Origin of the sequence: Marinobacter sp., from assembly GCF_044799475.1 — a bacterium.
GTDB lineage: Bacteria > Pseudomonadota > Gammaproteobacteria > Pseudomonadales > Oleiphilaceae > Marinobacter.
On sequence record NZ_CP085217.1, the window covers coordinates 1,633,875 to 1,657,653 of the forward strand.

Below are 23,779 nucleotides of genomic sequence, written 5' to 3' on the forward strand. Positions count from 1 at the left end.
ACAGGTAGGCAATCATGGCAAAGCCAGGTACACGTACCCGTAAAAAGGTGAAAAAGACGGTTGTTGATGGCGTCGCGCACATTCACGCGTCCTTCAACAACACTATCGTGACGATTTCCGATCGGCAGGGCAACGTCCTGTCCTGGGCCACCTCTGGTGGTTCCGGTTTCCGTGGGTCACGCAAGAGCACACCTTTTGCTGCGCAGGTAGCAGCTGAAAGAGCCGGTAATGCGGCTGCTGAATACGGCCTTAAAAACCTGGATGTAGAAGTGAAGGGTCCAGGCCCCGGACGTGAATCCGCTGTACGCGCGCTGAATGGCTGCGGGTACAAGATCACCAACATCACCGATGTGACGCCGATTCCCCATAACGGCTGTCGTCCGCCCAAGAAGCGCCGCGTTTAAAGGAGACAGTTAGATATGGCACGTTACATAGGTCCAAAATGTAAGCTGTCTCGTCGTGAAGGGACAGATCTTTTTCTGAAGAGCGGCGTTCGCGCGCTGGACTCGAAGTGTAACCTTGAGACCCCTCCGGGTCAGCACGGTGCACGTCGTGGTCGTCTGTCAGAGTACGGCGTTCAGCTCCGGGAAAAACAGAAAGTCCGTCGTATCTACGGCGTACTGGAGAAGCAGTTCCGGAATTATTATGCCCAGGCGGCGCGTATCAAGGGGGCAACCGGTGAGAACCTGCTGCAGCTTCTTGAAGCGCGGCTGGACAACGTAGTTTATCGCATGGGTTTTGGTTCGACCCGTGCGGAGTCCCGTCAGCTTGTTTCTCACAAGGCCATTCTGGTTAACGACAAGATGGTTAACATCGCGTCGTTTCAGGTACAGCCGGGTGATGTTGTGAGCGTTCGTGAGAAGGCAAAGAATCAGCTGCGCGTCAAAGGCGCACTGGATCTGTCCACAAACCGTGCACCGGTGACCTGGATCGATGTCGACGCCAACAAGATGTCCGGCGTATACAAGTCAATGCCCGAGCGCACTGAATTGCCGGCCGACATCAACGAGAACCTCATCGTCGAGCTTTACTCCAAGTAAAGCCGAGTTAGCAACGAGAGATAGGGGCGTCTATGCAGCGTTCAGTACATGAGTTATTGACACCTCGCACCATTGACGTGAAGGAATCGAGCGGTACGCGCGCCAAAGTGACACTTGAGCCTCTGGAAAGGGGCTTCGGCCACACACTGGGCAGCGCACTCCGCCGTATACTTTTGTCTTCAATGCCGGGCTGTGCAGTTACCGAAGCGCAGATTGACGGCGTGTTGCACGAGTACAGCGCAATCGAGGGTGTCCAGGAGGACGTCATTGAGATTCTTCTGAATCTCAAGGGCGTGGCCGTGATAATGGGTAGCCGTGATGAAGCTGAAGTTTCAATCAGCAAAAAAGGGCCGGGTGTTGTCACCGCCGGTGATATCACGCTGGGTCACGATGTCGAGATTGCGAACCCGGAACATGTGATCTGTCACCTGAGTGCCAACGGTGAACTGAACATGCGTCTGAAAGTGGCTCGTGGTCGTGGTTACGAGGCTGCTGATCAGCGGGGGCTTGAAGAAGATGAGACCCGTGCGATTGGGCGCTTGCAACTTGATTCGACCTTCAGTCCGATCCGTCGTGTCTCCTATGCCGTGGAAAGTGCACGGGTAGAGCAGCGTACGGATCTCGACAAGCTGGTGATCGATCTGGAAACCAATGGCACCATCAATCCGGAAGAAGCCATTCGCCGGGCGGCGACCATCCTGCAACAGCAGCTGGCCGTTTTCGTTGATTTCGATCACGAGAAAGAGCCTGAGCGCGTTGAGGAAGAGGAAGAGGTTGATCCGATTCTGCTGCGTCCGGTGGATGACCTGGAACTGACGGTTCGTTCAGCCAACTGCTTGAAAGCTGAAAATATTTACTACATTGGCGATCTTATCCAGCGCACCGAAGTCGAGCTGCTGAAGACGCCTAACCTGGGTAAAAAGTCGCTTACCGAGATCAAGGATGTGCTGGCCTCCCGTGGCCTGTCCCTTGGTATGCGTCTGGATAACTGGCCGCCGGCTAGCCTTCGTGGCGACGACCGGGTTCTGGGCGGTTAATTGCCGAATTGGTAGTTCAAGGTAAGGAATCAGAGCAATGCGTCATCGTAAGAGTGGTCGTAAGTTCAGCAGGACCAGCGCGCATCGCAAGGCCATGTTTCGCAACATGACTGCGTCGCTGGTTGATCACGAGCTGATCAAGACAACGCTGCCGAAAGCCAAAGAGCTTCGTCGTGTAGCCGAGCCTTTGATCACGCTCGCAAAAAATGATTCGGTCGCGAATCGTCGTCTGGCGTTCTCACGCCTGCGTGACGATGCAGCGGTCGCCAAGCTCTTCACCGAGCTGGGCCCGCGTTTCGTTGAGCGCCCGGGTGGTTATCTTCGCATTCTGAAGTGCGGCTTCCGTGCCGGCGACAACGCGCCTATGGCGTATGTCGAGGTAATTGGCCGTCCTACGGATGTGGAAGCGGAAGAAGTGAACGACGACGAGTAACATCGGGGGAGTTCAATGAAAGCCGGGGGCTGCGAAGCCTCCGGCTTTTTTTTTTGCCGCGGAAACCGCGGAAGGAAAGACCAGGGATAAAGAAAAGATAAGCCACGGACGGCACGGACATTCACGGACAAAAGATTTACTACCTAAAAGATCTTTTGTCTTTTTTCCGCGTCTAATCAGTCAGTCAAGCAGCGGCTTCAGATAATACCCGGTATGGGATGTGGGGTTGTCGGCCACGTCTTCTGGGGTTCCCTCTGCGATGATCCTGCCGCCACCAGAGCCTCCTTCGGGGCCCATGTCCACGATCCAGTCTGCGGTTTTTATCACGTCCAGGTTATGCTCGATGACGACAATGGTGTTGCCGTGATCCCTGAGGCGGTGCAGCACATTGAGAAGCTGCTGAATGTCATAGAAATGCAGGCCCGTGGTGGGCTCGTCCAGTATGTACAGTGTCTTTCCGGTATCCCGTTTTGACAACTCCTTGGCAAGCTTGACGCGCTGGGCTTCGCCGCCGGAAAGGGTAACGGCACTTTGGCCCAGGCGGATGTACGAAAGGCCGACATCCATCAGGGTCTGGAGTTTCCGCGCAAGGAATGGCACTGGGTCGAAGAACTCCCGGCCCTCCTCCACCGTCATTTGCAGGACTTCGTTAATGTTCTTGCCCTTGTAGCGCACCTCGAGGGTTTCGCGGTTATACCGTTTGCCCTTGCACACATCGCAGGATACGTAAATATCCGGCAAAAAGTGCATTTCCACCTTGATCATGCCATCACCCTGACAGGCTTCGCAGCGTCCGCCCTTGACGTTGAAGCTGAATCGCCCCGGCTTGTACCCGCGCGAGCGTGCCTCCTGGGTGCCGGCAAAAAGCTCCCGGATTGGCGTGAAGAGCCCGGTATAGGTGGCCGGATTGGACCTTGGGGTCCGGCCGATCGGGCTCTGGTCGATGTCGATGACCTTGTCCAGATGCTCCAGCCCGGTCAGCTTGTCGTAGGGGCTGTGGCTCATGGTGGTGGCCTTGTTGAGCCTGGTGGCTGCAACCGGATACAGAGTGCTGTTGATCAGAGTGGACTTGCCCGAGCCGGACACGCCGGTTACACAGGTCATGACTCCCAGGGGAAGGCTGAGAGTGACGTCCTGCAGGTTGTTGCCTGTGGCCCCGCTGAGGGACAGCCATTCACCGTTGCCTTTGAGGCGCTCCCCGGGAACCGCAATTTTTCTGGTGCCGCTGAGATATTGGCCGGTAAGGGAATCAGGGCAGGCAATAATGTCCTCGGGCGTGCCCTGGGCGATGATTTCGCCACCATGCACACCGGCTCCCGGGCCTATGTCGATGACATGATCAGCAGCCCGGATGGCTTCCTCGTCATGCTCAACTACGATGACCGTGTTGCCCAGATCCCGCAGGTGGGTGAGGGTCGCCAGCAGCCGGTCGTTGTCACGCTGGTGAAGGCCGATGGAGGGTTCGTCCAAAATGTACATCACCCCCACCAGGCCGGCGCCTATCTGGCTGGCCAGGCGGATACGCTGCGCCTCGCCCCCGGAGAGGGTGTCGGCGCTGCGTTCCAGGGTCAGGTACTGCAGGCCTACGTTGACCAGAAACTGGAGCCGCTGACGGACCTCCTTCAGGATCTTTTCGGCGATTTCGCCACGCCGGCCAGGCAGTCCGAGCTCCTCAAAGTAATCCTGGGCCTCACCAACGGGAAGTCTCGTGATATCCGGCAGAGCCCGTTCTTCGATGAAGACATTGCGGGCGCTTCGGCGCAGACGCGATCCGCCGCAGTCGACGCAGGGCTGCTGGCTCAGGTTTCGAGCCAGTTCCTCGCGCATGCTCTGGGAATCGGTTTCCCGATAGCGTCTTTCCAGATTGGGCAGGATACCCTCGAAAGAGTGGGCCTTTTCCATGACCTGGCCCCGGGAGTTTACGTAGCGGAAAGAAATATCTTCTGACCCTGAGCCGTAAAGGACGACCTGGCGGAAGTCATCCGGAAGATCCACGAAAGGTGTATCCAGGTCGACATTGTAGTGGTCCGCCACGCTTTTCAGCAGTTGGAAGTAATACACCGCCCGACGATCCCAGCCTTTGATGGCACCTTCGGCGAGAGTAGCCTCCGGATGCTGGATGATTTTCTCCGGATCGAAAAACTGCCGGACGCCCAGGCCATCACAGGTCGGACAGGCTCCGGCGGGATTGTTGAAAGAAAAGAGCTTCGGCTCAAGTTCACTCAGGGCATAGCCGCACTGGGTACAGGAGTAGCGGGAGGAAAAGATGTGCTCTTCACCGTCGCCCTCCATGGGCGCGACCAGAGCGATCCCTTCGGCAAGGCCAAGAGCGGTTTCAAAGCTTTCAGCCAGACGCTGTTCCAGGCCGGGCTTGACCTTGAACCGGTCGACCACCACGTCGATCTGGTGTTTGCGTTTCTTGTCCAGGGCCGGAACATCGTCAATGTCGTATACCCGGCCGTCAACCCGCAGGCGGATGAAGCCCTGGCTGCGCATGGTGTCCACTACGTTCAGATGTTCGCCCTTGCGGTCCCGGATCACAGGCGCAAGGATCATCAGCTTGCTCTCCTCCGGCATGGCCAGAACCTGGTCCACCATCTGGCTGACGGTCTGGGCTTCCAGGGGCTGGCCATGGTCCGGGCAGCGAGGTTCCCCGGCGCGGGCAAACAGCAGCCGCAGGTAATCGTAGATCTCGGTGATGGTTCCCACCGTAGAACGGGGGTTGTGGGATGTGGATTTCTGTTCAATCGAGATCGCCGGAGACAGGCCTTCGATGTGATCCACATCAGGCTTCTCCATCATCGACAGGAACTGGCGGGCATAGGTAGAGAGGGATTCGACGTAACGTCGCTGGCCTTCTGCGTAGAGGGTATCGAATGCGAGCGATGACTTCCCGGAGCCCGAAAGGCCGGTGATCACGATGATCTGGTCCCGCGGTATATCCAGGTCGATGTTTTTCAGATTGTGGGTGCGAGCCCCCTTGATCTGGATGCGGTCCATATTACTCCCCGTTGAAAAACGATCAGTATACCGTGTTCAGACTACGGCGGTGAAATGCAAACGCCTCTGTGTTCATCTGATACAATGCCCGGCGGATCCGGTTCGCTGTTGACCAATGACCTGAGGAAACTGCACGTTCCATGAATGCACTTGAGAAACGTTCCGTAGCAGCCCTTGCCTCGGTCTATGCGATGCGCATGCTCGGCCTCTTTATGGTGCTGCCGGTTTTCGTGCTTCTCGCCGACGATCTCCAGGGTGCCACTCCGGTACTGATCGGCGTCGCCATCGGTGGTTACGGTCTGAGCCAGGCGCTTCTGCAGGTACCTTTCGGGATGCTGTCCGACCGCTTCGGGCGCAAGCGGATGATCTACCTTGGCCTGGTGCTCTTTGCTCTTGGCAGCCTCCTCGCGGCCATGTCTGATTCCATATACGGTGTGATTGCCGGACGGATTCTTCAAGGGTCCGGCGCCATAGCCAGTGTTCTGATGGCGTTACTCAGCGATCTTACCCGGGAAGAGCAGCGCACCAAGGCCATGGCCCTGGTTGGAATTTCCATCGGACTGTCATTTTCCGTATCGCTGGTTCTGGGACCTCTGATCGGAAATTCTTTTGGGCTGTCCGGCATTTTCTTTTTTACTGCCGCCCTGGCAGTTGTGGCGCTGGTGCTGGTCAGACAGGTTGTGCCCCAGCCCCACCTGAGCGTTGTCAATTCCGAGGCCCTGCCTGCCCGCGCCATGTTGCGCCGGGTACTCAGTGACCAGCGTCTTTTAAGGCTGGACTTTGGCATTTTTGTGCTGCATCTGGTGCTGACAGCACTGTTTCTGGTGGTGCCCAGCCTGCTTGCCGGCGAGGTCGGCCTGCCTTCGTCTTCCCACTGGTGGCTTTATCTCTCGGTCATGATCGCCTCCTTTTTTGCCATGATTCCCTTCATCATCCTGGGGGAGAAGAAGCGCCAGATGAAAGCCGTGCTATGCGGCGCGATTGTTCTGCTCCTGGCGGCGATTGCAGGCTTCGCTTTGGTTTCTCTCACTCTCACGGCCGTCTGGATCATTCTTTTTGTGTTTTTCATGGCCTTTAATCTGCTGGAAGCAAGCCTGCCCTCACTGATCAGCAAGGAAGCCAGGGCCGGAACCCGGGGCACCGCAATGGGGGTCTATTCCACGTCCCAGTTTCTGGGTGCATTTATCGGTGGTGCGCTGGGTGGCGTTCTGCTGGCGAGCGCCGGCCTGGCCGGGGTTCTGGCGATGATGGCAGTGGCCCTTGTGCTCTGGCTGGGGGTTGCCCTGACCATGCCGAGGCCGAGTCATACGGCGAGTTTCATGGTACAGTTGCACAACGCTGCAGGGGTGTCTGCAGGGCAGGTTGACCGGAGCCTTCGCAGCCTGCCCGGAGTGGAAGATGTAGTGATCCTCGAAGACTCGGAAACAGCCTGGCTGAAAGTGGACCGGCTGCATTTCGATGAGAAAAGGCTGTCTGAATTCCCGTTCATACGGCCCGCAGCGTCATCCTGAATCAGCGTCATTCTGAATTAACAGTGCCGGCGACGGAATGCCGGTGAATATAAAAGACAGGGTTTGCTGGATTATTCAAAGAGAAGTGATCCAGCAGGTCCAGACGGTAGGAGCGAATCATGGCACGAGGCGTCAACAAAGTTATCCTGATCGGCAATCTGGGGCAGGACCCGGACACCCGTTACACCCCGAATGGCAATGCAGTGGTCAACCTCAACCTGGCCACAGACGAGAGCTACAAGGATCGGCAGACCGGACAGATGGTCCCGAAGACCGAATGGCATCGCATTGTGATGTTCGGCAAGATTGCGGAAGTGGCGGGCCAGTATCTCCGGAAAGGCTCCAAGGTCTACATCGAGGGCAAACTACAGACCCGCAAGTGGACCAACAAGGAAGGGCAGGACGTTTACACCACGGAAGTGGTTGTGGATATCAATGGCCAGATGCAGATGCTGGACAGCAAGGGTGGAGACTCCGCCGGCAGTAATCAGGGCGCGCCGGCTGGCCGGCCCCAGCAGGCAGCAAGTGCTGGTCAGACCCAGCAGGGCAAGGGTTCAGATTCCGGTGGTTACAGCCCGGCGCCCCAAGGTCAGGGTCCAATGCCTGAGCCCGTGGACGACTTCGACGACGACATCCCCTTCTAGAGTTGACCATAGACTAATATAGACAAATTATTAAATCTAAAGCCCCGTTTTTCGGGGCTTTTTTTATTCTTACCGATAAGAAAATAACCTGGCTTCAAGCAGTGCCGGGCGATAAGTCAGGCTTCTGGCGCCCGGGACTTGATCAGGGCACGTCACCCTGGAGAGGAGAGCGGGCGGGAGCCCGAAGAAGACGCCCGCCCGCTGGAGGGTCAAGTGACGTTGTAAAGGAATACCACCAGAATGCCGGCCGGGGTCACGTACCGCAGCACGAACATGAATCTTTCATAGCTCCGGCCGCTCAGACCGATGTCTTCGGGCAGACGTGCCCGCTGCATCGCCCAGCCGGCAAAGAGCGCAATGGCGAGGCCACCCAGTGGCATCATCAGATTGGAGACCAGGAAATCAAGCAGGTCAAAGACGGTCTTGCCTTCGAAAGCCGCAATGAAGCCAAGCGGGTGGACGTCGCCCCAGATATTGAATGATAGCACCGTGCCAATACCGATGAACCAGATAGCCAGGCCGCCGACCAAAGCACTCTTGAAGCGGCTCACGCCCCTGTGTTCTTCCAGCCATTCCACCACCGGCTCCAGCATGGAAATGGCAGAGGTAATGGCTGCCACCAGAAGCAATGCAAAGAACAAAGTCCCGAAGAAGATACCGCCGGGCATCTGGCCGAAGGCGAGCGGTAGTGTGACGAAGATCAGGCCCGGGCCTGAGCCGGGTTCCAGAGAGTTGGCAAACACCAGCGGGAAGATGGCCAGCCCCGCCATCAGGGCAACCGCCACATCCAGTATCGCGATACTCATGGCCGTTTTCGCGATGTTGACGTTCTGTGGCAGGTAGGAGCCGTAGGCCATCAGAACGCCGATGCCGATGCTCAGAGTGAAGGCTGCATGCCCCAGGGCAGTGAGCACGCCGGTCGTGGTGAGTTTGCTGAAGTCGGGGGAGAACAGAAAGTTGACGCCTTCACCGAAACTGCCCGTGGTCATGGCATAGATCACCATGACCGTCAGCAGCAGGAACAGTAGTGGCATGAGTAGTTTAACGGCCTTCTCAAGGCCAGCCCGGATACCCCTGCCGACAATGAAGACAACAATCACCATGAACACACTGTGCCAAAGCAGAAGCTGGCCGGGGCTGGCCAGAAGCCCGCCAAACTGGCCGCCAACGGCATCGGCGTCAGCGCCGGTAAAGGCGCCAAACGCGGTCTTGCCGATATAAACCAGGGACCAGCCGCCAATTACCGAATAAAAGGACAGGACCAGAAAAGAGGCAATCACTCCGTTCCAGCCGATGACACGCCAGCCCCGGGAAGTGCCTTCTTCGGTGGTCAGGTAGCGCATGGTCCCGATCGGGCTGCGCCCGCCGCGCCGGCCGATCATGGTTTCGGCGATCAGTACCGGGATACCGATAAGTGCGATACAGGCAAGATAAACAAGTACAAAAGCACCGCCACCGTTCTCGCCCGTAATGTAGGGAAACTTCCAGATGTTCCCCAGGCCCACTGCAGAGCCTGCGGCGGCCAGTATAAAAGCCATCCGGGAAGTCCACAGGGTGGATGCCTGTTGATGGGGTTTGTCCGTGTGATTCATACAGATTTCTCCAGTATGTCTTTATTGTTCTAATAAAGGGACCGGGCAGCTCAAAATGTTGCTGCCCGGGTGAGCGTCAGGCCGAAGCCACTGCTTCCCGAATTGCTGCGGCAACCCGTGGGAGAGTCTTGTCTGATAGTCCGGCTATGTTTATCCGGCTGGATTCAAGCAGGTAAATACCATGATGCGCCCTCAGATAATTGACCTGTTTTTCGCTGATTCCGATAAATGAGAACATTCCTTTCTGGCGTGCGATGAAGTCAAAATCACCGGACGACGCCAGTTCCCGGCTAAAGGCGTGGCGCAACTGCTGTATGCGATCGCGCATGCCACTCAGTTCCGCTTGCCATTCGCGCCTGAGCTCATCGTCCTGAAGGATGGTTTCCACCAGGCCCGCGCCATGGGCGGGGGGCATGGAATAATGAGCGCGGATGATGCTCAACAACTGACTGTTCGCCGCTTTCTGGCTTTTGGCATTCCCGGAAATCAGCATCAGGGCGCCGGTGCGCTCCCGATAAAGGCCAAAATTCTTGGAGCAGGAGGCGGCAACCAGCATTTCCGGCGCCGCCTGTGCCAGGTGTCGTAGTCCCTGCGCATCCTCTTCCAGACCATCGCCCAGACCCTGGTAGGCCATGTCGACAAAAGGCAGCAATTCCTTGCGCAGGATCAGGTCGGTGATGCCTGCCCACTGCGATGCGGTCAGGTCTGCCCCCGAAGGATTGTGGCAGCAGCCGTGGAGCAGCACTACGTCGCCTTTCCGGGCCATCTCCAGGGCTGCCATCATGTCGTCGAAATCCACCTCCAGCGTCTCGCTGTTGAGGTAGGGATAGCTCTGGATCCGAAGTCCGGCGCCTCCCAGGAGCGGCATATGATTGGCCCAGGTGGGCGTGCTGACCCAGACAGCTGCATCGGGCTTGCACAACTTGATGAATTCCGCCGCCATTCGAAGGGCGCCGCAGCCACCCGGCGTCTGGATAGTGGACACTCTGTTGTCACGGGACAGGGGGTTGTCCCCACCCAGAAGCAGCTCTGTTACAGCCGAGTTAAAGCCCGGCGAGCCCGCTGGGCCTACATAGCTTTTGGTTTTTTCGTGTTCCAGGAGGCGTCTTGCCGCCTTGTGGACGGCGCCCATAATGGGAGTGTTGCCGGTGGCATCGCGGTAAACCCCCACACCCAGATCCACCTTGTCAGGACGGGGGTCATCGCGAAAGCTTTGCATCAGTTGCAGGATAGGATCCTGCGGCAGGACCTTGAGGTGTTCAAACATGTTCTATCTCCCGGGCATTGCGGTTCGGAGCAGGGGTACAAGAACTGAAGATTCTAGGGATAATCCTGCCGAATGTGCTTGCTTTTCGAGCATCTCCGATAAACACTCACGAAAGAATTATTGATAAATGACAATAATAAGAAAGGAAACTCGAAATATTAAAGGTGTTACTGAATGAAACAGCTTGAGCTGGACAAGATCGACCGTCGTATTGTGTCGGTGCTGCAGGAAGATGGCCGTCTGAGTAACCAGATGCTTGCGGAAAAGGTGGGTTTGTCACCCGCGGCGTGTTGGCGACGGGTCCGCACTCTGGAAGAGCAGGGAGTCATCCTGGGTTACAGTGCACGCCTGGATCCCGCCCGTCTCGGCCAGGGTCTCTGCGTGCTGGTCAATTTGTCGCTCCAGCGCCATACCATCGACAGTACGGCGACGATCGAACAACAGGTAAGCAGTTATTCCGAGGTGCTCCAGTGCTTCGCTGTCACCGGGAATGCGGATTTTGTATTGCGGGTTCTGGTTCCGGACATGGCGGCCTATGACCGGTTCCTCAATGAGAAGATATTCACTCTGCAAGGCATCGCTCAGGTGAATTCCAATTTCGCCCTGAGGGAAATCAAAAACACCATAGCTGTGCCCGTAAAAGAGTAACTCGGCCACCAGGGAAGTTAGCGGGCAGACCGGGCTCCAGAGCCAAAGAAGTATGCGTTATTACCTGTTGGTCGATGGAGAACCCAGGTGGTCCAGGGGCAGGGGCGACTGACTCTTGATTTCCCGCAAAACCACGCTTGAACGGATTTCGCGAACGCCCGGCAGCTTGAAGATGACGTTGTGCAGAAAGGAATCGTACTCTGCGATATCGGCTGTCACGACCTTGATCAGGTAATCCGCGGACCCCGTGGTGCTCTGGCACTCGATGATCGCGGCGCACTCTCTTACCGCCTCTTCGAATTCCTCCACCACGTTATCGACGTGACGCGACAGGTTGACCTCAGCCAGCACACAGCTGCCCAGTCCGACGCTGGCCCGATCCACGACCGCTGTATAATGGTGAATCACACCTGCTCGCTCCAGCTCCCGGAGCCGGTTCCAGGTGGGGGTGGCGGAAAGGCCAATCCGGCTCGCGAGGTCCTGCACGGTGAGGCGTCCATCGATCTGAAGCTCCTTGAGAATTTTCGCTGCAAAGGGGTCGGAAGATATTTCTTTTTTCATAAAGGACCTGACAGGATTATTTTTCTCCAAAATGCCTAAATGGCGGGAAAAGGGGAAGCACTTTTTCAATCTTCAGCCCTACCATCGTTGTTTCCAATGCCCCAGCGAATCCCGCGAGGAAAACGACATGTCAGCCCCGCAGAAAAAGACCTCCCAATCGAGCCCTTCGAAGTCGGCTTCCCAGTCGTATGACTGGAAGCGAGTGGCGTATCTCATTCAAGTCTCACGTGCCCTGGATGATCTCGAGGAGCGTGTGCTGGTTCCAGAGAAGAAGGTACTTTACCAGTTCTCGGCCCGCGGCCACGATCTTGCCCAGATTCTGCTGGGGCTCAAATTGACCAACGTGAATGATGCCGCCTGCGGTTACTACCGTTCCCGCCCGTTACTGCTGGCTATGGGCGTCGAACTGGCTGACGCTCTGGGTTCATCCATGGCGCGGGCCGGCGGGTACTCGGACGGCCGCGATATCGGGGTCGTGTTCAATTACCCCAATCCTGGCGGTCCGGCTGCCCTGCCCATGTGTGGCGGCGTTGGCGCCCAGTACACTCCAACGGCGGGGTGGGCGCAAGCTGTTGACTATTGTAGCAAAGTGCTTAAAGACTCGAGCTACGACGATGCGATGAGCGTAGTTCTTGGCGGCGATGGCTCTGTGGCAACCAACGGATTCTGGGCGGCGCTCACCGCCGCAACCACTCAAAAACTCCCCATGCTGTTCTATGTGGAAGACAACGGCTACGGCATATCCGTGCCCTCCACATTCCAGACTCCCGGGGGGGACATAGCTAAGAACCTTTCGGGCTTCCAGGGCTTGCACATCCTGACGGGCGATGGCTCCAAACCCGAAGAAAGTGCCACGCTCATCAGTGACGCCATCGAACACGTTCGCTCCCGGCAAGGGCCCTGTCTGCTACGACTGAAGGTCCCGCGCCTTCAGGGTCACAGCTTTCAGGACACTCAGACTTACAAGTCTGCGGAGTTCGTCAAAAATGAGTGGGCCCAGGACCCCTTGCCCAGGTTGCGGGAGTTTCTCGTTCCGGAAGTGATTACCGGCGCTGAGTGGGACGCGATCGAGGAAGATGCGAGAGCCACTGTGGAGAAGGCGCGGGAAGAAGCTGAGGCTCGCCCGGTCAGTGACCCTCTCCGCGTCACCCGCAACGTGTTTTATGAGGATGAATTACAGCAGCGTGGCGGCCAGTGGACCAGGGGCTATAGCGCACCGGCACCTCAGGAAAATCCGAAACCGGAGGGCCCACGCATCAACATGGTGGCCGCGATCCGAAAGACCCTGGATCATGAGCTGGCCACCAATCCGCGGGTGCTCGTTTTCGGGGAAGATGTTGGGCCAAAGGGCGGCGTGCACGCGGTAACACTTGGCCTGCAGGACAAATACGGGGAAGAGCGCGTATTCGACACCAGTCTGTCGGAGGAAGGCATCATCGGGCGGGCCGTCGGCATGGCCATGGCCGGTCTCATGCCCGTTCCCGAGATCCAGTTCCGCAAATACGCGGATCCGGCAGCGGAACAGATTAATGACTGCGGCACCATGCGCTGGCGGACCAATAACCGTTTTGCCGCCCCCATGGTGGTCAGGATTCCCGGTGGCTTCTTTAAGTGTGGCGATCCCTGGCACAGCCAGACCAATGAAGTCCAGTTTGTCCATTCACCTGGCTGGAAAGTGGCGGTACCATCCAACGCCGAGGATGCTGTCGGTCTGCTGCGAACCTCCATGCGCGGCAACGATCCGGTTATCTTCTTCGAGCACCGTGCGATGCTTGATGCGGCCTCCGCACGCCGGCCCTATCCGGGGGACGATTTTGTCCTGCCGTTCGGCAAGGCCCGGACGGTGGTCGAGGGTGATGATCTGACCATCGTCACGTGGGGCGCAATGGTTGAACGCTGCGAGAAAGCTGCAGAAGGACGCTCAGTTCACATCATTGATCTGCGCACACTGATGCCCTGGGACAGGGAGGCGGTGTTGGCATCGGTCCGTCGCACCCACCGGTGTCTGATCGTGCATGAGGACCTCGGTACCGCTGGCTTTGGCGCCGAGATTTCTGCCGTGGTGGCCGATGAGGCCTTCCTCGATCTGGATTCACCGGTCGTCCGCCTGACCATGCCCGACATTCCGAGCCCTCATCATCCGTTGTTAATGGAGTACGCCCTCCCGTCAGTGGAGGATATCCGCGCCAAAATTGATTTCCTGGTGGAGTTCTGAAATGACTGATTCGAAAACCCAGGGCGAAGTTCAGGATGTGATCGCCCCCCTGGAGCAGGAGGGCACCCAGGCCGTTGTCGCAGGCTGGCTCAAAAAATCCGGCGATTTCGTCAGCAAGGACGAACCTGTGGTGGAATTGGAAACCGACAAGGTGGTGGTGGAGGTTTCCGCTCCTTCCGATGGCATCCTGGAAGTAGTTCTGGCGGAAGGCGCACAGGCCGAACCGGGTGCGGTACTTGGCCGCGTTGCTGCCGCGACTGCTTCAGCAGAAGCACCGAAAGAGCCGGAAAGTGGCCTGGCCCTGGCCCCGAAAAAGCCAGAAAAGCCAGCAGCGCCGGAAGGCGAAGGCAAAGACGTTAGCGAATCCGAACGTGAGCTTCGTCTGTCCCCTGCCGTACGACGCCTGGTGGCAGAACATGACCTGGAGCCGGCGGAAATCCGGGGAACAGGGAAAGACGGCCGCCTTACCCGGGCGGACGTGGTTCAGGCCATCTCCGAGATGGAGCAGAAGCCTGCAAGCGCCCAGCACACCGCAAAAGCCGCTCCGGAAAATGCGCCGCAAGCGGAAAAGCCGGGGGGAATAGTCCCCGCCCCGACGCGGGCTGGAGGCCCAGAGGTTGCAGCGCATGTGCCTCACAGCCGGATGCGTCGCAGTATTGCCGAGCACATGCAGCGTTCGGTAACCGAGGCTCCGCACGTAACCGCGGTATTTGAGGCAGATTTCAGTGCCATTATCGCCCATCGCAAAAAGCACAAGGCGAAATTTGCGGAGCAGGGCGTGAACCTGACATTTACGGCCTATTTCGTGGCTGCGGCCGTCAAGGCAATGAGCGCGGCCCCGGAAGTGAACAGCCGCTGGCATGAGGATTATCTGGAGTTGTACAAGGACATCAATATCGGTGTCGGTGCAGCCCTCGGGCAGAAAGGTTTGATAGTGCCGGTGATCCACAAGTCCCAGGACCTGTCGCTGCTGGGCATCGCCGCGCGGCTGCAGGCCCTTACCGAAGCCGCCAGGAACAATACCCTGAAAGGTGGGGATGTGCAGGGCGGCACGTTCACCATTTCCAACCACGGAGTCTCAGGCTCGCTGTTCGCTTCACCAATCATTATCAATCAGCCCCAGTCCGCGATTCTTGGCATAGGCGCACTGGAAAAACGGGTCGTTGTGCGGGAAGTGGATGGCGCAGACAGCTTCCAGGCCCGGCCCATGGCCTATGTTTCCCTCACCATTGATCATCGTGTTCTCGATGGCAGCCAGACCAATGCCTGGCTGAGCCGCTTTGTCGAGGTGTTGCAGACCTGGCCACCTGAAGATTAATTGAATTTGACTCCCTGCCTGTTCAGGCAGGGAGTTCCCCCCCTTTTCCGGCAGTTGGTTTTACTTCCCGCCTCGACCCTGGTTGATCAGGGTAGCCACTTTATATTGGTCACTTATCAGCCGCAGCAGGTTGGTCGCGACAAATTCAGCTAATCTTTTGCCTTCCGGACTTGTCATACTTTGTGTATGGGCTGCTCAGTGACTTGTCAAACTGCGCATAAGAGCACAGAATTTGGCCGCTAATGGTCAGGGCTGTATGCTGTTGGCGCGAAGAGCAAGCCGATTGTTTCCGGCCAGGTGTTTTCAGTCAGCCACGGCAATGCAGGCGTTGAGGTCGACGCTTATTCAAATCACCATATCGTAGTAAGAAGGTTCCCGGGTGACGGTGTCTCTCTTGAAATGGCTGTTTAGACGATCGGCGGGAAAGGGTCGGGTTTGCCTCGAAGTACGGGCCGACGGCATTGGCTGGTCTGCAGTACTTTCAGCGCCAGAAAAGCAGGCATCCTTTGGCTTTCTGCAATGCACTCCCGCCGGACGCAGGGAAGCCCTGTCCCAACTGGTAACCGAACGGGACTGGTCGGGCTTTAAAGCAACACTGGTTCTGCCACTGGATCAGTACAGTGTGTTTCAGCTCGAACGCCCGAGCGAGCTTGCCGATACCGAACTGGCTTCCGCCCTGCGCTGGAAGCTCAAGGATCTGCTTGACTACAGCCCCTCCGACGCAGTCTGCGATGTTTTTCCCTTTCCCAGTGATGCCTCTCGCGGTCGTGGCGATCTGATCAACGTGGTTGCGGCCCGCAAGTCCATGGCGTCCGAACTGGCGGATCTGGTAAGTGAGGCGAACCTCGAGCTTGACCGGATTGACATAGCGGAGCTGGCGTTGCGCAATTTCGCGGCCTCGCTGGACCCGCAGGGTCGGGGTGTCGCTCTGGTGCATCTGCGGGATCGCTACGGCCAGATGGTGGTCTGCAAGGGGCCGGTTCTTTACCTGTCCCGGCGACTTGACGTCACCTCGGATGACCTGCGGGATGCCTCCCGCCAGGAGAATGCGGTACAGTCGCTGGCGCTGGAAGCCCAGCGGTCCCTCGACTATTTTGAAAGTCAGCTGGGTCAGGTGCCTCCGCGGGCGATTCACCTGGTCGCGCGGGATGCGATGCTCCCCCTGTCTTCCATGCTTTCCGCCTACATGGCGCCGTCGGTTGAACAGATCGACTGGACACAGCACGGGTTGACTGAACCCCTGGACAGCCGGTGCCTTACGGTGTGGAGCGCCGGCCAGCCTCTGGCGCCAGCAGCGCGCAAGGGTGAAAGCCAATGATTCAGCAGGTCAATCTTTACACCGACGAATTACGCCCGCGCCGGGAACCCCTGCAGGCGGGCACCCTGCTTGCCGCACTTGCTGTCACCCTGGTGGTTGTGCTGGCCATTGCCATTTTTGTGCGCGTGGAGGCGGCAGACCAGGAAGCCCGGCTGCAAACCCTGAATGACCGGATCCAGCAGATGGAACGCCGTGTCGGCCGTTTAACCGCCGAAATAGAAGCACAGCAGGTGGATCCGGACATGGTGCGGGCGGTCGATCAGGTAACCGGGGATATCGCCCAGCGTCAGCGGCTGCTTGCCGAGGTGTCCCGTCTTGTCTCCACTGACCGCAGGGGTTTTTCTCCCTTTATGACAGCTCTGGCGCGCCAGGCTCCGGAACAGGTCTGGCTCACTGGCTTCATGGTAGACCTGACCCGCAACCAGGTGCAGCTTTCAGGCCGCACCCGTGAGGGAGACCAGGTGCCGGTCTATCTGGAGCAGCTGGGCCGGGAACCTGTGTTCAGTGGCCGGCGCTTTGAGCATCTGAATCTGCAGCGGGATGAGAGTGGCCGCTGGATAAATTTCGAGATCGCTTCGGAGCGGACGCCTGGAGGTGGCTCATGAGCAGGATTCGCGAGCAGCTGAATCAGGGCGCCCAGTGGTACAACGCGCGACCCTACCGGGAGCGGACGCTGATTCTGGCGACTCTTGTCATTGTCATTCTGCTGGCTGGCTGGGAACTGGCTGTGGCGCCAGTGCTCAAGGAACGTGAGCGCATGCAGGGCCAACTGCTGCAGGCCGAGCAGCGCCAGCAGGACTGGCAGAATCAGGTGGAACTGCTGACCCAGAGGCTGCGGCAGGACCCGGCGGCTGAGCTGAAAGAAAGGCTTGTGCGTCGGCAGGAGCGGCTGGCGGGTCTGAATCAGCAACTGGCCGCAGCGACTGATGGCCTGATAGCGCCGGAGGCCATGGTATTGCTTTTGCGCAACATGCTGGCCACTCAGGAAGGGCTGGATCTGGTTGCGCTGGAACTGCTGCCGCCAGTCCCTGTTCATAGCAGCGCCGAAGCCAAGGCCGAAGGTGAAGAACCGCTGCTTTATGCCCACGATGTGGAACTGGTAGTGAGTGGCCGCTACCTTGAGCTGCTGGGTTACCTGGAGCGTCTCGAAGCTCTTGATCAGCGTCTTGGCTGGAGCCGACTGTACTATGAAACAGGGGCGTTTCCCAAAGCTGAGGCAAGGGTGCGGGTCCGCACCCTTGGCCTGAGCCAGGCAGGACTGGGAGTCTGACATGATGACACGGCTGCGGCTTCTGAGCCTGATACTTCCCGCGATTCTGATCACCCCGGTGGCCCAGGCTCTGGAAGACCCCACGAGACCGCCGGATTTCCGGGTCGCGCCCCCGGCCGCCCGGGAAGTTAGGGAGTATTCCCTTGATTCCATTGTGGTAGGTCCGGATCGTCGGGTTGCGGTGATTGATGGCATTGCCCGCATTGAGGGGGAGCGCTTCAGCGGAAAAACCCTGGTGCGGATATACCCCGACCGGGTAACGCTGAAAGAGCAGGGACGGACAAGAATTCTGCGCTGGAAAATGCCGCCGTCCGTGCGGGTATCGCCATGACATGTTTCAAAGGGTTCTCTATGACAAGGTGTAAACTGGCTGCCGGCCTGGCTCTGGTGATGCTGCTGACAGCCTGCAGTAACAACCCCTTGATGCGCACGAGCAAGGCAACCTCCTCCGATGCCGCCAGGGCAATTGAAGACTCACTTGCTGAGGCCGAATCCCGGGAAGCGGAACGCAGGACAGCAGGTTCACCAGAGTCCGGAGTGCCTTCAGGAATTACTGATGCACTGCTGCCTTCCCTGAAGGCTGATGAAGCGGATGGTGACCGGTTTGATATCAGTGCCCGGGATCTGGCAGCGCCCACCTTTTTTCAGGCCCTGGTCGAGGGTAGCGATTACAATGTAGTTGTTCACCCCCGCGTCGACGAGTCCATCAGGCTCAGCCTGAGGGATGTCACCGTGCCGGAAGTAATGGACATCGCCGGGGATCTTTACGATCTGGATATTCAGCGCAACGGCCAGCTCTACCGGGTGCTCCCGGGTGGCATACAGACCCGAATCTTTCCCATTGACTACCTCCACCTGAAGCGTCAGGGCGGGTCGGAAACCCAGGTCAGCTCCGGCAGCGTGTCTGCTGCGGGCAGCGGGGGTGGCAGTGGCACTGACAACGGCACAGGCACGGGTAACCGGGGCAGGGATGTATCTCCTCTTGTGGGTACCCGCATTTCCACCACCACTGAGTCGGATTTCTGGGGCTCTCTCGATACGGCAATCCGCATGATTGTCGGCAGTAACGACGGCCGCCAGGTCATCACGAACGCAGGCTCGGGGCTGGTGATGGTGCGTGCACCCGCGGCTGACCTGCGCCAGGTGGAGGATTACCTGACCCAGACCCAGTTGATCATGCAGCGTCAGGTTATCCTGGAAGCAAAAATCCTGGAGATCACACTTAACGAAGGTTATCAGCAGGGCGTGGACTGGTCGGATGTTCAGAGCGGCTCAAGTGCCACCGGCAGTGACGGCCTTCCCGAGGACTTTTCGGCGCAGAGTCTGATGGGGCGCGTTGTGAGTGGCGGGGACATTGGCGGCGTTTTCTCGGCCACCTTCCGTGAAGGCAGCTTCAATGCAATGATTCAACTGCTGGGAAGGCAGGGCAACGTGCAGATCCTTTCAAGCCCCAGAATCTCCACCCTCAACAACCAGAAAGCCGTGATCAAGGTCGGCACCGATGAGTTCTTCGTGACCGATGTGGATTTCAACGAGGATGACGCGGCTCTCGGCGCAACGTCGGACACCACCACATCCATTGAGCTGACGCCGTTCTTTTCCGGCATCTCGCTGGATGTTACCCCGCAGATTGCCGAGGACGGCTCAATTACGCTGCACGTCCATCCGTCCGTCAGTGAGGTCAATGATCAGGAAAAAGTAATCACCATCGGTGATCAGGACGTAGCCCTGCCGCTTGCGCTCAGCACAGTCCGTGAAACTGACAGCATGATTCGGGCCGAGAGCGGGCAGATTGTAGTGATCGGTGGGCTGATCCAGAACAACAGCGAAGACCGTAATTCCGCCGTGCCTTTCTTCAGCGAGATTCCGCTGCTTGGGGAACTCTTCCGCCAGCGCCATTTCGAAAGTGAAAAGAGCGAACTGGTCATACTGCTGCGCCCTGTCGTTGCGGGTGTCAGCCCCTATCAGCAGGACATTTCGGCGACGAAGGAACGAATGAGAGTGCTCAGGGAACTGCTGGAATCGCCGAAGTCCGTTACACCACAGCCTGCGCGTCCAGAGCAGCAGTAACCGGGGTCATAGATGTACGAAGCCCACTTTGGATTACAGGAAGCGCCGTTTGCGCTCACGCCAAACACCCGCTACTTCCTGAGGGCCAGAAGTCACAGTGATGCGCTGGAGCTGCTGCTGGTGGCCCTGCGGGAGCGTGAGGGTTTCATCAAGATCACCGGCGAAGTAGGCACCGGAAAGACACTCCTCTGCCGGTTGCTGCTGAATGCTCTTGAAGAGGGGGCAACCACTACTGCCTATATTCCCAACCCGGGCCTTACGCCGGAAACCCTTTACGAGGCCGTGGCAGACGAGCTTGGGGTTACACTGGGGAAAAATGACAATACCCACCGGGTACTCAAGGCGCTGACCGGTCGGCTGATTGAATTAGCGAGTGACGGTCAGCAGGTGGTGCTGGTGATTGATGAAGCCCAGGCCATGCCGGAGGAAACCATCGAGGCACTGCGGCTACTGACCAATCTTGAGACTGAGAATGCCCGCCTTCTGCAGGTCGTTCTTTTCGGTCAGCCCGAGCTTGACGTTCTGCTTAACAAATCCAGCCTGCGCCAGCTGAAACAGCGGATTACCTTCCAGTACCGGCTGAGCCCTCTCGACCGCGGTGCGGTAGCCCAGTATCTGCGTCACCGGCTGGCCCGGGCTGGCTATAACGGCGGCGATCTGTTTGCGCCGGGAGCCCTGCGCCTGATTGCCCGGGCGTCTGGCGGCATTCCCCGGCTGCTGAATATTCTGGCCCACAAGGCTCTGCTGGCAGCCTGGGGCCGTGGCGACCGGCAGATTGCCCGCTGGCATGTGCTGCAGGCCATCCGGGATACCGACAGCTGTCACCGCCCGGGATTTCTGGGGAGGTGGCTGTGAGTCTGCTGAACGACGCCCTGCGCGGCGCCGAACAGAGGCAGGAGCGGCCGGTTGCGCCGGCCGCTTACCCGGGCCAGGCGGCGCCCTCCGATTCATCCAGGAGCAGTCGGGGCCCGTGGCTCTGGCCTCTTCTGCTGCTTCTGGTGGTGGCCATCGTCGCAGCTGGCATCATGTTCTGGCCGCAGGAACCTGAGCCGGGTACTGCCAGCGTGATATCAGAGCCAGCGACAGGTCTGGTGGTGCGGGAAAAACCAGCGCCTGCGAGTGAGCTGCAGCCCGACGTCGTCAGTTCCCCTGCTCCCGAGCCCATAATCCCCACTGGAGAGGCCGTTGGGAGGGAAGCTCAGCCGACAGCAGCCGACCCGGCACCGCTGCCGGAAAAAACAGCCGCTGTAGCGGCCACCGGCAGGCCCGGGGAAAGCGTTTCATCGCCTGCGCCGGAACCGGCCCAACAGGCAGAGCGGGTGAGCATGGCTGTGCCTGAACCTGAGCTCGTGCCTGCTGACAACAACACCGGCGATGACGTTGCGTCTGCCCCGGCACAGAAAGACGGCGCGGACCAGACCGCCCAGCCTCAGGCCATAAAACAGCAGCAGGAGACTCCCGAACGGCTTGATCGCCGCGCCGAATCACGCATTGGCAAGCTGTTAAGCCGGGGGCGGATTAACGAGGCGGAGCGGATGCTCAGTGAATTGCTGGAGAAACAGCAAGCGCCTCTGAGTCGCGGGCAGCTGGCCCGTCACCTGATAGTCCAGCAGCAGGCTGGCCGGGCCCTGCAGTGGCTGCCGGAAGATGTCGCCCGTCCTGACGCCAGCCTGAGAGTTCTCAGAGCAAGGGCCCTGCTCGCCCAGGGGCAGGCTGATGCTGCTCTGAACATTCTGGAGTGGGAGGTGCCTCCGGTATCCCGGAACCCCGAGTACACAGTTACCCTGGCCACTCTGTTGCAGCAGCAGGGCCGGCACAATGCTGCGGTGACCCGCTGGGCGGAGCTGATTGAGCACGACAGCAGCCAGGGCCGCTGGTGGGTGGGTCTGGCCATAGCGCTAGAGGCCGACCAGCAGCTGCGCAGTGCCGAGAGAGCCTACCGCCAGGCCATGACCATGCCAGGGCTGCCCCGGTCGCTGGCGGAATACTGTCGGCAGCGGCTGGCCGCGCTGAGGGGAGGCTGACCATGAACACAACCGCTAACCGGTATGGCAACCATGGCTGACGCGAAGAATATGGCTGAGCCAAGAAAGAAAATCCGCATCGGGGACCTGCTGGTCCAGAACGAGGTCATCACTGAAGAACAGCTGATGACCGCCCTGCGGGAGCAGAAAAATACCGGCCGTAAACTGGGGCGCACCCTGGTGGATCTGGGTTATGTGGAAGAGGACAACCTGCTCAACTTCCTGTCCCGCCAGCTGGATATCCCCTTTGTGCAGTTGCGGCATTTCCAGTTCAACAATGAGCTGATCAAGCGCCTGCCTGAAACCCTGGCGCGCCGGTTTCGCAGTATCGTGCTGGCGGAGCAGGGTGGCGAACTGCTGGTAGGCATGGCCGACCCCATGGATATTTTCGCCTATGATGAGCTGGTCCGGGTACTGCGGCAGCCGGTCAAGCAGGCGGTGGTCCGGGAAAGTGAACTGCTGAATACCCTGGATCTGGTTTACCGCCGCACCGATGAAATCGCCTCCCTGGCGGAAGAGCTGGAAGACGAACTGGGCGAAGACGCCTACGATCTGGCAGAACTGGGTGCCGAAGGTGAAGCCGCCGAGGCTCCGGTGGTCAAGCTCCTGCAGACACTCTTCGAGGATGCTGTTCAGGCTCGCAGTTCAGACATTCACATTGAACCTGACGAAAGCGTGGTGCGGATACGTCAACGGGTAGACGGCGTGCTCCAGGAGCAGGTGATGAAGGAGAAGCGGGTAAACTCCGCCCTGGTTCTCCGCCTGAAGCTGATGGCCGGACTCAATATTTCCGAGAAACGGATGCCCCAGGATGGCCGTTTCAATGTCCGGGTCAAGGGCCGCAGCATCGACGTGCGGGTGTCCACCATGCCGGTCCAGCACGGCGAATCCGTGGTCATGCGTCTTCTGGACCAGTCGGAAGGCACCCTGGATCTTGCCAGCGGCGGCATGCCTCCCGCCATTCTGGAGCGTTTCCGAAAACTCATTCATACACCCCATGGCATGATTCTGGTAACCGGGCCTACGGGTAGCGGTAAGACCACAACGCTTTACGGCGCGCTGAGCGAACTCAACCGGCCTGAGGTCAAGATCATCACCGCCGAGGACCCGGTGGAATACCGGCTGCCAAGAATCACCCAGGTGCAGGTGAACCCCAAGATCGGCCTGGAGTTCGCCACCGTTCTCCGCGCTGCGCTCCGACAGGACCCGGATGTCATCCTGGTGGGGGAGATGCGCGACAGGGAAACCGTGGAGATTGGCCTGCGGGCTGCCATGACGGGCCATCTGGTGCTGTCGACACTGCACACCAACGATGCTATCAGCAGTGCCATGCGATTGATCGACATGGGGGCCCAGCCGTTCCTTGTAGCAAGTTCGCTGCTGGGCGTGATGGCCCAGCGCCTGATCCGGCGTATCTGCGACAACTGCAAAGATCCCTATGAGCCCACGGAACAGGAACAGATCTGGCTGGACACTTTCCACCGGGACCCGCTGGACATCGCCGGTGGCTTCGTGGAGGGCCGGGGCTGCTACCAGTGCGGCAACACAGGTTACAAGGGCCGGATTGGCGTCTATGAGATGCTGGTGCTTGATGAAACCATGCTGGATGCCCTGCGCCGACAGGATGTCTCTGCCTTTGCCAAAGCCGCCCGTCGCAGCCAGCTCTACCGGCCGCTGGCCCAGTGCGCCATGGATTACGCACTGGAAGGGGTGACTTCCATCAAGGAAGTGGCCAGGGTGACAGCCATGTCTGAGCCGGAATTTGGCCCGGAAGAGCCGGTGCCGCCCACCATCATGGATTTACCGGAATCATGAACAGGCCAGACAGGAG

The 23,779-nt window shown here is 58.8% G+C and carries 21 protein-coding genes; 17 read left to right on the plus strand and 4 right to left on the minus strand.

Going from position 1 to position 23,779, the window contains the following annotated elements; genetic code table 11:
* The first annotated feature begins 14 nt into the window (after positions 1 to 14).
* From rpsK to rplQ, 4 genes are read left to right on the plus strand one after another with little or no spacing between them, the layout of a single operon-like run.
* Entirely contained in the window at positions 15 to 404 is a 390-nt protein-coding gene (rpsK, locus tag LG327_RS07700) for a 30S ribosomal protein S11 (protein ID WP_004580767.1), read from the plus strand.
* Positions 405 to 419: 15 nt separating this feature from the next.
* Positions 420 to 1,040: a 30S ribosomal protein S4 gene (rpsD, locus tag LG327_RS07705; RefSeq protein WP_404368034.1), complete on the plus strand. Its 621-nt coding sequence runs from the start codon at positions 420 to 422 to the stop codon at positions 1,038 to 1,040.
* Positions 1,041 to 1,072: 32 nt separating this feature from the next.
* Positions 1,073 to 2,077, plus strand: a complete 1,005-nt coding sequence (locus tag LG327_RS07710; protein ID WP_404368037.1) for a DNA-directed RNA polymerase subunit alpha — start codon at positions 1,073 to 1,075, stop codon at positions 2,075 to 2,077.
* Positions 2,078 to 2,114: 37 nt separating this feature from the next.
* Positions 2,115 to 2,510: a 50S ribosomal protein L17 gene (rplQ, locus tag LG327_RS07715; protein ID WP_404368040.1), complete on the plus strand. Its 396-nt coding sequence runs from the start codon at positions 2,115 to 2,117 to the stop codon at positions 2,508 to 2,510.
* Positions 2,511 to 2,690: 180 nt separating this feature from the next.
* On the opposite strand, the gene uvrA is transcribed toward rplQ, so the two are convergent.
* Entirely contained in the window at positions 2,691 to 5,510 is a 2,820-nt protein-coding gene (gene uvrA / locus LG327_RS07720; RefSeq protein ID WP_404368043.1) for an excinuclease ABC subunit UvrA, read from the minus strand.
* Between the two features lie 140 nt (positions 5,511 to 5,650).
* Here uvrA and LG327_RS07725 point away from each other — a divergent pair, with 140 nt between their 5' ends.
* Positions 5,651 to 7,021, plus strand: coding sequence for an MFS transporter (locus tag LG327_RS07725; protein WP_404368046.1), 1,371 nt, complete (start codon positions 5,651 to 5,653; stop codon positions 7,019 to 7,021).
* Positions 7,022 to 7,140: 119 nt separating this feature from the next.
* On the plus strand, positions 7,141 to 7,665 hold the full coding sequence (gene ssb, locus LG327_RS07730) for a single-stranded DNA-binding protein (protein ID WP_404368049.1): 525 nt from the start codon (positions 7,141 to 7,143) through the stop codon (positions 7,663 to 7,665).
* 209 nt (positions 7,666 to 7,874) lie between these two features.
* Here the strand turns inward: ssb and LG327_RS07735 are convergent, their stop codons facing one another.
* Together LG327_RS07735 and LG327_RS07740 are read right to left on the minus strand one after the other, a co-directional pair.
* Complete coding sequence (locus tag LG327_RS07735; RefSeq protein WP_404368052.1) at positions 7,875 to 9,257, minus strand: sodium-dependent transporter; 1,383 nt, start codon at positions 9,255 to 9,257, stop codon at positions 7,875 to 7,877.
* A 76-nt stretch (positions 9,258 to 9,333) separates the two neighbouring features.
* Positions 9,334 to 10,524, minus strand: coding sequence for an aromatic amino acid transaminase (locus LG327_RS07740; protein ID WP_404368054.1), 1,191 nt, complete (start codon positions 10,522 to 10,524; stop codon positions 9,334 to 9,336).
* Between the two features lie 174 nt (positions 10,525 to 10,698).
* Between LG327_RS07740 and LG327_RS07745 the strand changes: the two genes are divergently transcribed.
* Positions 10,699 to 11,172 carry an Lrp/AsnC family transcriptional regulator gene (locus LG327_RS07745; RefSeq protein WP_404368057.1) on the plus strand — a complete coding sequence of 158 codons (474 nt, stop codon included), beginning with the start codon at positions 10,699 to 10,701 and terminating at the stop codon, positions 11,170 to 11,172.
* 60 nt (positions 11,173 to 11,232) lie between these two features.
* On the opposite strand, the gene LG327_RS07750 is transcribed toward LG327_RS07745, so the two are convergent.
* Positions 11,233 to 11,733, minus strand: coding sequence for an Lrp/AsnC family transcriptional regulator (locus LG327_RS07750; protein ID WP_404368060.1), 501 nt, complete (start codon positions 11,731 to 11,733; stop codon positions 11,233 to 11,235).
* Between the two features lie 202 nt (positions 11,734 to 11,935).
* On the opposite strand from LG327_RS07750, the gene LG327_RS07755 reads away from it, so the two are divergent.
* The 10 genes from LG327_RS07755 (at position 11,936) to LG327_RS07800 (ending at position 23,763) form a co-directional block, all read left to right on the plus strand.
* Positions 11,936 to 13,948 carry a transketolase C-terminal domain-containing protein gene (locus LG327_RS07755; protein WP_404368063.1) on the plus strand — a complete coding sequence of 671 codons (2,013 nt, stop codon included), beginning with the start codon at positions 11,936 to 11,938 and terminating at the stop codon, positions 13,946 to 13,948.
* Position 13,949: 1 nt separating this feature from the next.
* On the plus strand, positions 13,950 to 15,266 hold the full coding sequence (locus LG327_RS07760; protein ID WP_404368066.1) for a dihydrolipoamide acetyltransferase family protein: 1,317 nt from the start codon (positions 13,950 to 13,952) through the stop codon (positions 15,264 to 15,266).
* Positions 15,267 to 15,651: 385 nt separating this feature from the next.
* The gene (locus LG327_RS07765) at positions 15,652 to 16,584 is read left to right on the plus strand and encodes a biogenesis protein MshI (RefSeq protein ID WP_404368069.1); all 933 of its coding nucleotides are present in this window, start codon (positions 15,652 to 15,654) and stop codon (positions 16,582 to 16,584) included.
* The gene (locus tag LG327_RS07770; RefSeq protein WP_404368072.1) at positions 16,581 to 17,189 is read left to right on the plus strand and encodes a PilN domain-containing protein; all 609 of its coding nucleotides are present in this window, start codon (positions 16,581 to 16,583) and stop codon (positions 17,187 to 17,189) included. Before LG327_RS07765 ends, LG327_RS07770 begins: the two co-directional genes overlap by 4 nt.
* Positions 17,186 to 17,854, plus strand: coding sequence for an MSHA biogenesis protein MshJ (locus LG327_RS07775; protein WP_404368075.1), 669 nt, complete (start codon positions 17,186 to 17,188; stop codon positions 17,852 to 17,854). The genes LG327_RS07770 and LG327_RS07775 overlap by 4 nt, the downstream gene beginning before the upstream one ends.
* A 1-nt stretch (position 17,855) precedes the next feature.
* Positions 17,856 to 18,185, plus strand: a complete 330-nt coding sequence (locus LG327_RS07780; RefSeq protein ID WP_404368078.1) for a hypothetical protein — start codon at positions 17,856 to 17,858, stop codon at positions 18,183 to 18,185.
* Positions 18,186 to 18,205: 20 nt separating this feature from the next.
* On the plus strand, positions 18,206 to 19,924 hold the full coding sequence (mshL, locus tag LG327_RS07785) for a pilus (MSHA type) biogenesis protein MshL (RefSeq protein WP_404368080.1): 1,719 nt from the start codon (positions 18,206 to 18,208) through the stop codon (positions 19,922 to 19,924).
* A gap of 12 nt (positions 19,925 to 19,936) precedes the next feature.
* Positions 19,937 to 20,779, plus strand: coding sequence for an ExeA family protein (locus LG327_RS07790; protein WP_404368083.1), 843 nt, complete (start codon positions 19,937 to 19,939; stop codon positions 20,777 to 20,779).
* Complete coding sequence (locus LG327_RS07795) at positions 20,776 to 21,948, plus strand: MSHA biogenesis protein MshN (RefSeq protein ID WP_404368085.1); 1,173 nt, start codon at positions 20,776 to 20,778, stop codon at positions 21,946 to 21,948. The genes LG327_RS07790 and LG327_RS07795 overlap by 4 nt, the downstream gene beginning before the upstream one ends.
* Positions 21,949 to 21,999: 51 nt before the next feature.
* Positions 22,000 to 23,763: a GspE/PulE family protein gene (locus LG327_RS07800; RefSeq protein ID WP_404369290.1), complete on the plus strand. Its 1,764-nt coding sequence runs from the start codon at positions 22,000 to 22,002 to the stop codon at positions 23,761 to 23,763.
* Positions 23,764 to 23,779 lie beyond the last annotated feature (16 nt).